Origin of the sequence: Streptomyces sp. CAU 1734 (assembly GCF_039888735.1) — a bacterium.
Taxonomy (GTDB): Bacteria; Actinomycetota; Actinomycetes; order Streptomycetales; family Streptomycetaceae; genus Streptomyces.
In genome coordinates this window covers 124,926-137,698 of sequence record NZ_JBDQQP010000001.1, presented here as the reverse complement: position 1 = coordinate 137,698, position 12,773 = coordinate 124,926, and the positions used below count along the sequence as shown (strand labels likewise).

The 12,773-nt window shown below is 73.3% G+C and carries 7 protein-coding genes; all 7 read left to right on the top strand.

The genetic code is table 11. The annotated features are described in order from the left end of the window. The first annotated feature begins 114 nt into the window (after positions 1–114). The 7 genes from AAFN69_RS00530 to AAFN69_RS00500 all read left to right on the top strand — a co-directional run bounded on the left by AAFN69_RS00530 (position 115) and on the right by AAFN69_RS00500 (position 12,763). Positions 115–666 (top strand): small secreted protein, encoded by a 552-nt coding sequence (locus AAFN69_RS00530; RefSeq protein ID WP_347726197.1) that lies wholly within the window; start codon positions 115–117, stop codon positions 664–666. Between the two features lie 171 nt (positions 667–837). Beyond that, on the top strand, positions 838–2,364 hold the full coding sequence (locus AAFN69_RS00525) for a methyltransferase (RefSeq protein WP_347726196.1): 1,527 nt from the start codon (positions 838–840) through the stop codon (positions 2,362–2,364). A 366-nt stretch (positions 2,365–2,730) separates the two neighbouring features. Beyond that, on the top strand, positions 2,731–2,928 hold the full coding sequence (locus tag AAFN69_RS00520; RefSeq protein ID WP_347726195.1) for a hypothetical protein: 198 nt from the start codon (positions 2,731–2,733) through the stop codon (positions 2,926–2,928). A gap of 290 nt (positions 2,929–3,218) precedes the next feature. Further along, positions 3,219–6,059 carry a type I DNA topoisomerase gene (gene topA, locus AAFN69_RS00515; protein WP_347726194.1) on the top strand — a complete coding sequence of 947 codons (2,841 nt, stop codon included), beginning with the start codon at positions 3,219–3,221 and terminating at the stop codon, positions 6,057–6,059. 294 nt (positions 6,060–6,353) lie between these two features. Then, complete coding sequence (tmk, locus tag AAFN69_RS00510) at positions 6,354–9,755, top strand: dTMP kinase (RefSeq protein WP_347726193.1); 3,402 nt, start codon at positions 6,354–6,356, stop codon at positions 9,753–9,755. A 149-nt stretch (positions 9,756–9,904) separates the two neighbouring features. Continuing rightward, positions 9,905–11,110 (top strand): DNA polymerase III subunit delta', encoded by a 1,206-nt coding sequence (locus AAFN69_RS00505; protein WP_347726192.1) that lies wholly within the window; start codon positions 9,905–9,907, stop codon positions 11,108–11,110. Between the two features lie 96 nt (positions 11,111–11,206). Beyond that, the gene (locus AAFN69_RS00500; protein ID WP_347726191.1) at positions 11,207–12,763 is read left to right on the top strand and encodes an alpha/beta hydrolase; all 1,557 of its coding nucleotides are present in this window, start codon (positions 11,207–11,209) and stop codon (positions 12,761–12,763) included. The last annotated feature ends 10 nt before the right edge of the window (positions 12,764–12,773 follow it).

The following is a 12,773-nucleotide window of genomic DNA, read 5'->3' as shown; positions in this document are numbered from 1 at the left end:
TCTCGCTTGGTGCAAATGGCTTCAATAGGTGATGAACCGGGTACATGACACGCGACCGCCGTCCGCTCGACGTGTATGTTCCGGGGCCGAGGAGCCTTGGAAGGGACCCATTCGGTGAACAAGAAGCTTGCGGTCGCACTGTCCGGTGGTGCGGTACTGGTACTGGCACTGTCGGGATGCAGCGGTGACAAGGACGAGTTCACCGTCGACGACTGGGCCAAGAAGTACTGCGACCTGGCGAAGCCGCAGATCAAGAAGCAGGCCGACGCGGAACAGCTGATCCGCTCGACCGCCTCGGACGGCAAGCCCGCCGACATCCGGACCGCCGACTCCAAGGCGTTCCAGGACCTCTCCGACATGAACAACGATCTCGCCGCCGCCCTGAAATCGGCCGGCGCGCCGCCCGTGGACGGCGGGGAGAAGCTGGCCGGGGACGCGGAGGCCGAGCGCAAGGCCAACGCCAAGTCCTATCTCGGCCTCAAGACCCAGATCGACGCCCTCGACGTGGCTGACCAGCAGAAGTTCGCCGACGGGCTCCAGGAAGTCGCCGACGGACTGAAGAAGATCGAGCAGAACCAGGCCGCGGTCAACAAGCTGCGGGCCGGGCAGACCGGTGCGGCCATGGCGAAGCAGCCGGGCTGCAAGCCGGCGAGCGCGACCACCTGATTCCCGGGCGCTCGACCACTTGACCCCGGCGGGCGGCCACCCGGCCCGCCGGGCGGGACCACCCAGCCCGGCACCCGGCACCCGGCGCCCCACCGGACGCCCCGCCCGGCGCGCCGCGTCCGGCGGGCCCGCGGTCGGCGGTTGTCGGTGGCGGCGGCCACAATGGGCGATGTGAGTACCACCAGCACTGTTCCAGGACTTCCCTCGCCCGCACCGGCCGCCCGGCTCCGCGAGGCGCTGCTCGCGGGTGACTTCACCGCGGACGGACTGCTCGATCTGCTCGGCCCGTCGGCCTATGCGGCCCTCGCCCGCAGCGAGACCGTCCCCGCCCTCCGCGCCACCCGCGGCGACACCGTTCTGTCCACCCTCATCAGGCTCTTTCTGCTCCAGCGCCCCGTGACCCGGGAGCGGGCCGCCGAGGCTCTGCCGCTGGCGGAGTGTCTCGCGGAGGGCTGGCTGGCCGAGGACGGCGAGGAGATCCGCGCCACCGCGGACATCCGGCCCTTCGGCGGGCCGGACGAGCAGGACTGGTTCATCGTCTCCGACCTCGGCTGCGCGGTCGGCGGCGCCGGCGGCGCGGACGGCCAGACCGAGCAGGTCGTCCTCGGGGTCGGCGGCGCCTCCACCACCCTCGCCGGAATCACCGTCCGTACGCCGGTGTCCGCCGCGCTCGACCTCGGCACGGGCTCCGGCATCCAGGCCCTGCACGCCGCCCAGCACGCCACCCGGGTCACCGCCACCGACCTCAATCCGCGCGCCCTGGCCTTCACCCGCCTCACTCTCGCGCTCTCCGCGGCCCCGGAGGCCGAGCTCCGCGAGGGCTCCCTCTTCGAACCGGTCGGTGAGGAGCGCTACGACCTGATCGTGTCGAACCCGCCCTTCGTGATCTCCCCCGGAGCCCGGCTGACCTACCGGGACGGCGGGATGGGCGGGGACGATCTCTGCCGGACGCTCGTTCAGCAGGCGGGAGCCCGGCTGAAGGACGGGGGATACGCACAGTTTCTCGCCAATTGGCAGCATGTGGACGGTGAGGAGTGGCAGGAGCGTCTGCGCTCCTGGGTCCCGCGCGGCTGTGACGCCTGGATCGTGCAGCGCGAGGTCCAGGATGTGACGCAGTACGCCGAGCTGTGGCTGCGCGACAGCGGTGACCACCGCGGGGACCCCGAGCGGTATGCCCGGCGGTACGAGGAGTGGCTCGACGAATTCGAGGCGCGCGGGACCAGGGCCGTCGGCTTCGGCTGGATCACCCTGCGCAAGTCCGGGTCCGACCGCCCCTCCGTCGTCATCGAGGAGTGGCCCCACCCCGTCGAGCAGCCGCTCGGCCCCGCCGTCGCGGCCCATTTCGCCCGGCAGGACTACCTCCGCACCCACGACGACGCGGCCCTGCTCGCCGAGCATTTCGTCCTCGCCGCCGAAGTCACCCAGGAGCAGGTGGGGACACCGGGCGAGGAGCACCCCGAGCATGTGGTGCTCCGGCAGAACCGCGGAATGCGGCGGGCGACGAAGGTCGACACGGTGGGCGCCGGATTCGCCGGGGCGTGCGACGGGACGCTGAGCGCCGGCCGGATCCTGGACGCCATCGCCCAGCTGGTGGAGGAGGATCCGGTGCTGCTGCGGGACCGGACCCCGCAGGCCATCCGGCTGCTGGTGGAGGAGGGCTTCCTGGAGCCGGTGCGGGCGGGGGCCGGTCCTGTGTGATGAGGTGAAATCGGCCAATGTTCGGTTTGCGATCGGCCGCGCCGCCGCCGGGCCGCACCGGACGGCGCGGCGGAACCGCCCCGTCCCCGCCGCGTGCCGCCCCGTCCGCGGCTCCCGCCCCGCCCCCGCCGCGTACCGCCGCCCCGTCCGCGGCTCCCGGCTCCCGCCCCGGACCGGGCGGCGTCCCCTCTTCACCGCCGCCCCGCCGGACGCGCCGCCCGGGAGCGGCGGCGCCCCCGCCCGGGTGAACCGGTGCGCCGTTCACCCCGAATTCGCGCCCGGGACGTCCGGAAGTGCCAGCCTCGGCCGGGACGCCCCGGACCTCATCCGGGGAGGAACGGCATGCGGGAAGGACGGGTATCGGGCATGGAGAGCGGGCCTGCGATCTTCGCCGGGACGGCGTTCGCGCTGTTCGGGGCCGGGCTGCTGGTGTGGACAGGAGTACGGACACTGCACCGCGCGCCGGTCGCGCTCGGGGTGGGCCCCGCCGCCGCGGCGGTGATGGCCACCGGCTTCGGTGTGGTCTCCCTGGCCCTCGGGGTGTGGTGCTTCGGCCGCCTCTGAGCCGGGTTCCGGCCGGTGCGGGGGCGGTGTCCGAGGGGCGATCCGGCGGTGTCGGGACACCGGCGTGCCGGTCCGGGCGGCAGGAACGGCCGGACTCGGGTTACCGTTCGAGTGGCCGTTGCGGGCTTTTGCCGTTTGACACGGGGGCGGGTTGTACCGTCACACTCCGCAGCGGCAGCAGCAGAACACGCAGCCCGACCCACGCAGCAGCACCGCGGCGCATCGGCAGTGCGCGACAGTGCCGCACTGCTGTGCACGCCACCGAGTGCCGACCGGAGAGAAGAGCGAAGTTGTCCCCGACCAGCGAGACCGCACAGGGCGGCCGACGCCTCGTGATCGTCGAGTCGCCAGCCAAGGCGAAGACGATCAAGGGCTACCTCGGCCCCGGCTATGTCGTCGAGGCGAGCGTCGGGCACATCCGCGACCTCCCGAACGGCGCGGCCGAGGTGCCCGAGAAGTACACCGGTGAGGTCCGCCGCCTCGGTGTCGACGTCGAGCATGACTTCCAGCCCGTCTATGTCGTCAATGCCGACAAGAAGGCCCAGGTCAAGAAGCTCAAGGAACAGCTCGCCGCCTCCGACGAGCTCTATCTCGCCACCGATGAGGACCGCGAGGGCGAGGCCATCGCCTGGCATCTGCTGGAAGTCCTCAAGCCCAAGGTCCCGGTCCACCGGATGGTCTTCCACGAGATCACCAAGGACGCGATCCGGGACGCCGTCGCCAATCCGCGCGAGCTGAACCAGCGCATGGTCGACGCCCAGGAGACCCGCCGCATCCTCGACCGTCTCTACGGCTACGAGGTCTCGCCGGTCCTGTGGAAGAAGGTCATGCCCCGGCTCTCCGCCGGACGGGTCCAGTCCGTCGCGACCCGGCTGGTCGTGGAGCGGGAGCGCGAGCGCCGGGCCTTCACCTCCGCCGAGTACTGGGATCTGACCGGCACCTTCGCCACCGGACGCCCCGGTGACGCCTCCGACCCCTCCGCCTTCACCGCCCGCCTCAACACGGTCGACGGGCAGCGGGTCGCCCAGGGCCGAGACTTCGGCGCCGACGGCGCCCTCAAGGCGGGCCAGACCCGGGTGCTCCACCTCGACGAGGCGAACGCCCGCGCCCTGGCCGCCGCGCTGGAGAACACCGCCTTCGCGGTCCGCTCCGTCGAGTCCAAGCCGTACCGCCGGTCCCCGTACGCCCCTTTCCGTACGACCACCCTCCAGCAGGAGGCGTCCCGGAAGCTCGGCTTCGGCGCGAAGGCCACCATGCAGGTGGCGCAGAAGCTGTACGAGAACGGCTTCATCACCTATATGCGTACGGACTCCACCACGCTCTCCGAGACCGCCGTCTCGGCGGCCAGGGCGCAGGTGACGCAGTTGTACGGGGCGAATTACCTGCCCGAGAAGCCCCGGGTGTACGCGGGCAAGGTCAAGAACGCCCAGGAGGCGCACGAGGCGATCCGCCCCTCCGGCGACCGCTTCCGCACCCCCGCGGAGACCGGCCTCAGCGGCGACCAGTTCCGGCTGTACGAGCTCATCTGGAAGCGGACCGTCGCCTCCCAGATGAAGGACGCCACCGGCAACTCCATCACCGTCAGGATCGGCGGCGCGGCCGGCGACGGCCGCGATGTGGAATTCACCGCGTCCGGCAAGACGATCACCTTCCACGGCTTCATGAAGGCGTACGTCGAGGGCGCCGACGACCCCAACGCCGAGCTGGACGACCGCGAGCGCAGGCTCCCGCAGGTCACCGAGGGCGACGCGCTGACCGCCGAGGAGCTCTCGGTGGACGGCCACGCCACCAAGCCGCCCGCCCGCTACACCGAGGCGTCGCTGGTCAAGGAGCTGGAAGAGCGCGAGATCGGCCGGCCGTCCACCTACGCGTCGATCATCGGCACCATTCTCGACCGCGGCTATGTGTTCAAGAAGGGGACGGCCCTGGTGCCGTCGTTCCTGAGCTTCGCCGTGGTCAATCTGCTGGAGAAGCACTTCGGCCGGCTGGTCGACTACGACTTCACCGCCAAGATGGAGGACGACCTCGACTGCATCGCGCGGGGCGAGGCCCAGGCGGTGCCGTGGCTGAAGCGCTTCTACTTCGGCGCCGGCCCCGCCACCGACGCCACCGCCGCCGCCTCCGCGGGCAATGGCGACGGCGACCACCTCGGCGGGCTGAAGGCGCTGGTCACCGACCTCGGCGCGATCGACGCCCGGGAGATCTCCAGCTTCCCCGTCGGCGACGGCATCATGCTCCGGGTCGGCCGGTACGGCCCGTACATCGAGCGCGGCGAGAAGGACACCGAGGGCCACCAGCGCGCCGATGTGCCCGAGGACCTCGCGCCCGACGAGCTGACCGTGGCGTACGCGGAGGAGCTGCTCGCCAAGCCGAGCGGGGACTTCGAGCTCGGCACCGACCCGGCCTCCGGCCACGAGATCGTGGCGAAGGACGGCCGTTACGGCCCCTATGTCACGGAAATTCTCCCCGAGGGCACCCCGAAGACCGGCAAGAACGCGGTCAAGCCGCGTACCGCCTCCCTCTTCAAGTCGATGTCGCTGGAGACCGTCACCCTTGAGGACGCGCTCAGGCTGATGTCCCTGCCCCGGGTCGTCGGCACCGATGCCGACGGCGTGGAGATCACCGCGCAGAACGGCCGCTACGGCCCGTATCTGAAGAAGGGCACGGACTCGCGCTCGCTGGAGACCGAGGACCAGCTCTTCTCCATCACCCTGGAGCAGGCGCTCGCGATCTACGCCCAGCCCAAGCAGCGCGGGCGGGCCGCGGCCAAGCCGCCGCTGAAGGAGCTGGGCACCGACCCGGTGAGCGAGCGCCCGGTGGTCGTCAAGGACGGCCGCTTCGGCCCGTATGTCACGGATGGCGAGACCAACGCCACCCTGCGCACCGGCGACAGCGTGGAGGAGATCACTCCGGAGCGCGGCTATGAGCTGCTCGCGGAGAAGCGCGCCAAGGCTCCGGCGAAGAAGACCGCCAAGAAGGCCCCGGCGAAGAAGGCCCCCGCCAAGAAGACGGCGACGAAGACGGCGGCCAAGAAGACCGCGGCGAAGAAGACCACCGCGGCCAAGACCACGGCCGCCAAGAAGGCCCCGGCGAAGAAGACCGCGGCGAAGAAGACGGCCGCCGCGGAGTAGCCCTCCGGCGGATCGGGTGCCGCTCTCGCGCACAGCGGAGCGGCGGCCGGGCATGAGTGTGTGACACGGGACAGCCCCGGACGGATCATCCGCCCGGGGCTGTGCCGCATCCGCGCGGGGTACGCGTCCGCCGGCTGCCCGGCGGACCGCCCCCTACCCGAATCCGAATCCGAACACGTCCCGCTCCGGCAGCCCGCCCCTCGTGACCGCCCCGGCCGCGTCCGTCCTGCCGGGAACGTCCGTATGTTCGGGCGGTGACTCCGGTGGGCAGTCCGCTCCGGATAGGCTGGGCGGATGACGCGATCCGAGCAGCCAGCAGACCGGCGGGCGGCCGTGAGCACCGTCTCGGAGGCCGCCCCGGGCCCCGGCGACGACGCCCCCGACGCCCTCGCCGCTGACTCCCGCGAGCGCGCGGTGCGCTCCCTGCTGCGCATCCCCTCGCTCAGAAAGCTCTGGAGCGCGCAGGCGGCCGGAGGCGTCGCGGACGCCGTCGGCGTCTTCGTGCTGCTGCTGCTCACTCTTCAGGTGGCCCTCTCGGAGGGCACCTTCGGCGACGGCTACCGGGGCGCCGCGCTCTCCGTCGCCGCCGTGCTCGGCACCAGGATCCTGGCGACCGTGCTCTTCGGCGCGGTACTCCTCGGCCCGCTGACCACCCTGACCTCGGCCAAGGGCCCGCTCGACCGGCGCTGGACCATGATCGGGGCGGACGGGACACGGCTCGCCCTGCTGATCGTGGCACCGCTGTGGATCGACTGGACCCCCGGCAACGCCGCCCTTCTGCTGCTCGTCACCGTCTTCGTACTCGGGGCCGCCGAGCGCTTCTGGACGGTCGCCCGCGACGGCGCCGCCCCCGCGCTGCTGCCCGGCCCGCCCCCGGAGGGCGCGGCGGTGCGCCCGCTGCCCGATCATCTCGACGCCCTGCGCACGCTCTGGCTCCGCACCGGGTACGCGGCCATCCCGGCCGGCGCCGCCGTGCTGCTGGCCGCCGGTCTGATCAGCCGCGCGCTCTCCACCGGCATCGACTGGTTCTCGCTGCACCAGGCCGCCCTCGGCTCCTATGTCGCCGCCGGCCTCTTCGCCGCGTCGCTGTCGGTGCTGGCACTGGTCACCCTGCCCGGCTCGGCGACCCCCCGTCCGCGTTCCCCGCTCGAAGGGCTGCGCCGGCCGGCCGGCCCCGGCGGCGAGGCCGACAGGGGCCGCACCGGAGCCATACCGCTCTTCGTCCTCGGCTGCGCGGCCGTGGCGGGCGCCGTCTCGGCCGCCGTCGCCGTCTCCGTGCTCCACGCCGTCGACCTCGGCGGCGGGCTCGCCGCCTTCGCCCTGCTGGTCCTCGCCCTGACCGGCGGTACCGCCCTTGGCATCCGCCGGGCGGAATCGGTCCTTCCGTCGCTGTCGCGCAGGCGGCTGCTCGCTCTCGCGCTGGCGGTCACCGGCATCGCCCTGCTGGCGATGGGACTCGTGCCGGACACCGCCACCGTGCTCTTCATCGCGCTGCTCGCCGGCTTCTCCGCCGGAACCGCCGCGCACACCGGACACGCCCTGATCGACCAGGAGGCGCAGGACACCCGGCGGGCCCGGATGACCGAGCACCTCCAGGCCGTCGTCCGGGTCACCATCGGCCTCGGCGCGATTGCCGCGCCCCTGCTGGCCGCCCTCATCGGACCGCACCGGCTCGCGGGCGGCGATCTCGTCCTCGCCCACGGCGGCGCGGCCTTCGCCCTGATGCTGGCCGGCGCGCTGCTGCTGCCCGTGGCCGCGGTCGTCCTCGCCAAGACCGACGACCGGTCGGGCGTTCCCTTCCGCCGCGATCTCGGCGAGGCGCTGCGCCGCGGCTCCGACCCGGCGCAGGCACCGGCCGCGACCGGATTCTTCATCGCCCTGGAGGGCGGCGACGGGGCCGGCAAGTCGACCCAGGCCAAGGCGCTCGCCGAGTGGATCCGGGCCAAGGGCCATGAGGTCGTCGTCACGCGCGAACCCGGCGCCACCCCGGTCGGGAAGCGGCTGCGCTCGATCCTGCTGGACGTGGCGTCCGCCGGACTGACCAACCGGGCCGAGGCCCTGCTGTACGCGGCCGACCGCGCCGAACACGTCGGCTCCGTGGTCCGGCCCGCGCTGGAGCGCGGGGCGATCGTGATCTCCGACCGGTACATCGACTCCTCGGTCGCCTACCAGGGCGCCGGGCGCGATCTCTCCCCGACGGAGATCGCCCGGATCTCGCGCTGGGCGACGGACGGTCTCGTACCGCATCTGACCGTACTGCTCGATGTCTCGCCCGAGACGGCGCGCGAGCGCTTCACGGAAGCCCCCGACCGGCTGGAATCGGAACCGTTGGAGTTCCATCAGCGGGTCCGCTCGGGCTTTCTGACGCTGGCGGCGGCCGACCCCGCCCGCTATCTGGTGGTCGACGCCGGACAGGAACCGGAGGCGATCACCACGGTGGTGCGCCATCGGCTGGACCGGATGCTTCCGCTCTCCGATGCCGAGGTGGCGGCCCGTGAGGAGGCGCGCCGCAAGGCCGAGGAGGAAGCCCGCCGCAAGGCGGAGGAGGAGGCGGCGCGCAAGGCCGAGGAGGAGCGCCTGGAGCGGGAGCGCCGGGAACAGCTCGCCAAACTCCGCGCCGAGGAGGAGGCCCGCCGCAAGGCGGAGGAGGAGGCCGTGCGGCAGCGCGAGGCCGAACGCCTCGCCGAGGAGGCCCGCCGGCGGGCGGAGGAGGCCCGGCGGCTCGCCGAGGAGGAGCGGCGCAAGCGCGAGGCCGAGGAGAAGGCGCGCCGGGACGAACAGGAACGGCTCCGCAAGCTGGCGGAGGAACAGGCCAGGCTCCGCGCGGAGGCCGAGGAGCGCCGGCTGGAGAAGCAGCGCAAGGCGGAAGAGGCGCTGCTGCGGGCCGAGGAGGCCCGGCAGGCCGCCGCGGCGGTCGCGGCGGCAAAAGCGGCGAAGGCGGCTGAGGCCGCCGAAGCCGCTGAGGCGGCGAGGGCCGCGAGGGCCGCCGAGGCCGAGGCCGCCGCACGGCTCTCGGCCGACGAGGTGACCGTGGCGACACCGGTGGTGCGCCCCGAGGACGCCCCCGCCCGCTCCGGCGGCCCGGACAGCGAGGTGACGGTCCAGACGCCCGTCACCGCGCCGGATGACGAACCGCGCGACCGGAAGGCGCGCCCGGCCGGGTCCGCGGTCCGTCCCGACGACGAGACACAGCAGGTCCCGAGGGTGGTGGCGGGCTCCCCGCCCGCGTCCGGGTCCTCCCCGGCGGACGAGACGGCCGTACTGCCCGCGGTGCGCGACGACCGTGCCGCCGACGACACGGCCGTACTCCCCGCGGTGCGCGACGACCGTGCCGCCGACGACACGGCCGTACTCCCCGCGGTGCGCGACGACCGTGCCGCCGACGAGACGGCGGTGCTGCCGCCGGTGCGCGACGACCGTCCGGACGACCGGGTTCCGCCGGGCTTCTTCCGCGATGAGCGCGGCGGCTCGGCCTCTTCCGGCACCTCCGGTCCGTCCTCTGGCGGGAACGACCGTACGCGTGAGCTCCCCAGGATCGACCCGGAGGCCGACCGGCCCGAATCGGACCGTCCACGCCGCCGCTCGGACTGGGCGGAGCAGACCCCGCTGGACGATCTGCCGACACTGGCGGACGAACTCCTCGGCCCGCGCGACGACGATCGCGGCGGCCGGGGCGGCCGGGGACGCGGGCGCTGATCCCGGCGATTCCGGCGATCCCGGCGGCGGCGCGGCACCGTGCCGCGCCGCCGCCCGGACCGTGTTGTCAGACCCCTGCCCCACAATGGGAGACGCAGGGAACAGTCGGCGGGAGAATCCCGGCACAGACGGCAGGTGGGTGACGGCGCATGGCCGTATGGGACGACCTCGTGGGCCAGGAGCGGGTACAGGCGCAGCTGAGCGCCGCCGCCCGGGACGCCGATGCCCTCGTCACCGCGCAGGCCGCCGGTGAGGAGGGTGACGACACCTCCAAGATGACCCATGCCTGGCTCTTCACCGGCCCGCCCGGTTCGGGCCGGGGCACGGCCGCGCGGGCGTTCGCCGCCGCCCTCCAGTGCGTCAGCCCCGACCGCGCGCTCGGCGGGGTGCCCGGCTGCGGCTTCTGCGACGGCTGCCACACCGCGCTCATCGGCACCCATGCCGATGTCCAGGTCATCCGTACGGACCTGCTCTCCATCGGCGTCAAGGAGACCCGCGACCTGGTCCGCCGCGCCCAGCTCTCCCCGGCGGTCGGCCGCTGGCAGGTCATCATCATGGAGGACGCCGACCGGCTGACCGAGGGCGCCGGCAATGTCCTGCTGAAGGCGGTGGAGGAGCCGGCACCCCGGACGGTCTGGATGCTCTGCGCGCCCTCGCTGGAGGATGTGCTGCCCACGATCCGCTCCCGCTGCCGTCATCTGACCCTGCGCACACCCCCCGTCGCCGCCGTCGCCGATGTGCTGATCCGCCGGGACGGCATCGAGCCGGAGGCGGCCCATGCCGCCGCCGTGGCCACCCAGGGCCATATCGACCGGGCCCGCCGCCTCGCCACCGACCCGCGCGCCCGCGCCCGCCGGGCCACCGTGCTGAAGCTGCCGCTGCGGATCGACGACGTCGGCGGCTGTCTCAAGGCGGCCCAGGAGCTGATCGACGCCGCGGCGGAGGACGCCAAGCAGGCCGCGGAGGAGACCGACGCCAAGGAGACCGAGGAGCTGAAGACGGCGCTCGGCGCGGCCCAGGGCGGCCGGATGCCGCGCGGGACCGCCGGTGCGATGAAGGAGCTGGAGGACCGGCAGAAGCGGCGCAAGACCCGTACCCAGCGCGACAGCCTGGATCTCGCGCTCAGCGATCTGACCGGCTTCTACCGCGATGTGCTCGCCCTCCAGCTCGGCACCGGCATCGCCATCGCCCATGACGACATACGCGATGCGCTCGACCGCATCGCCCGCTCCTCGACCCCCGAGCGCACTCTGCGCCGGATGGAGGCGGTGATCGCCTGCCGGGAGGCGCTGGAGGCGAATGTCGCCCCGCTGCTGGCGGTCGAGGCGATGACGATGGCCCTGCGCGCGGGCTGACGGCGGCACGGGCGGTCACCGAGGGTGGACCCGTCAGCCGTCACCCGTACGAGTACGGACGGGCATCCGGGCGGAATCGTCCCCTACGCTCCGGGAATGGACTCACGGCACATGTTCCGCAATTCCGTCCTCGCGGTGGCCGCGGCCGGCCTGCTGGCATCCGGCTGCACCGGCGGAGGGTCGCCGTCCGGTGCCTCGGCGGCCTCCCCGGGCGGATCGGGCCCGGGGGCGGGCTCCGCGCCCGCCGCGGAACTGCGTCCCTACTACGCGCAGAAGCTCGCCTGGCGGAAGTGCGGAGTCCCCGATTTCCAGTGCGCCACCCTGAAGGCCCCGCTCGACTACGACGATCCCGGCGGCGAGACCGCCGAACTCGCCGTCGCCCGCAAGAAGGCGACCGGCCCGGGCAGGCGCCTCGGCTCACTGCTGGTCAACCCGGGCGGGCCCGGCGGCTCGGCGGTCGGCTATCTCCAGGCGTACGCGGGCATCGGCTACCCCGCCCCGGTCCGCGCCCGGTACGACATGGTCGCCGTCGACCCGCGCGGAGTGGCCCGGAGCGAGCCCGTCGAGTGTCTGACCGGCAAGGAGATGGACGCCTTCACGGAGGCCGACCAGACCCCGGACAGCGCCGCCGAGTCCGCCCGCCTGGCCGCGTCGTTCAAGGGATTCGCGGCCGGCTGCGAGAAGCGCTCGGGCATGGTGCTGCCGCATGTCTCCACGGTGGACGCGGCCCGTGACATGGATGTGCTGCGGGCGGTGCTCGGTGACGAGAAGCTGACCTATGTCGGTGCCTCGTACGGCACCTTCCTGGGCGCCACCTACGCCGAGCTCTTCCCCCGGCGCACCGGCCGGCTCGTGCTCGACGGAGCGCTCGACCCCTCCCTTCCCGCGCGCGAGGTCAACCGCGACCAGACCGAGGGCTTCGAGACCGCCTTCCGGTCCTTCGCGGCGGACTGCGTCGGACAGCCGGACTGCCCGCTCGGCACCACCTCCCCCGCGGATGCCTCCGCCCGCCTCAAGAGCCTCTTCGCCGGCCTCGACGCCCGGCCGCTGCCGACCGGCGAGAGCCGGGAGCTGGGCGAGGCGCTGGCGACCACCGGGGTCCTCACGGCGATGTACGACGAGGGCGCCTGGCCCCAGCTGCGCGAGGCCCTGACCGCGGCAATGGAGGGGGACGGGGCCCCGCTGCTCACCCTCGCCGACACCTATTACGAGCGCGGCGCGGACGGCAAGTACTCCAATCTGATGTACGCGAACGCCGCGGTGAACTGTCTCGACCTGCCCGCCGCCTTCGCCGGGCCGCGCGAGGTCGAGGCGGCGGTCCCGGAGTTCGAGAAGGCGTCGCCGGTCTTCGGCCGGGGCTTCGCCTGGGCCGCGCTGAACTGCGCGTACTGGCCGGCCGAGGCCACCGGCGAACCGCACCGCATCAAGGCGCCGGGCGCCGCCCCGATCCTGGTGGTGGGCACCACCCGCGACCCGGCGACCCCGTACAAATGGGCGCGGGCCCTGGCCGGCCAGCTCGAATCGGGCACCCTGCTGACCTACGACGGCGACGGGCACACGGCGTACGGCCGGGGCAGCGACTGCGTCGACACCGCGATCAACACCTATCTGCTGGACGGCGAGCTCCCGCCGGAGGGCAAGCGCTGCCGCTGAGACCGCGCGG

Bases quoted from the DNA above. Each gene is read 5' to 3' on its own strand.
- AAFN69_RS00500 (WP_347726191.1), top strand. From the start codon at position 11,207: ATGGACTCACGGCACATGTTCCGCAATTCCGTCCTCGCGGTGGCCGCG.
- AAFN69_RS00505 (WP_347726192.1), top strand. From the start codon at position 9,905: ATGGCCGTATGGGACGACCTCGTGGGCCAGGAGCGGGTACAGGCGCAG.
- AAFN69_RS00520 (WP_347726195.1), top strand. From the start codon at position 2,731: ATGGAGAGCGGGCCTGCGATCTTCGCCGGGACGGCGTTCGCGCTGTTC.
- tmk (WP_347726193.1), top strand. From the start codon at position 6,354: ATGACGCGATCCGAGCAGCCAGCAGACCGGCGGGCGGCCGTGAGCACC.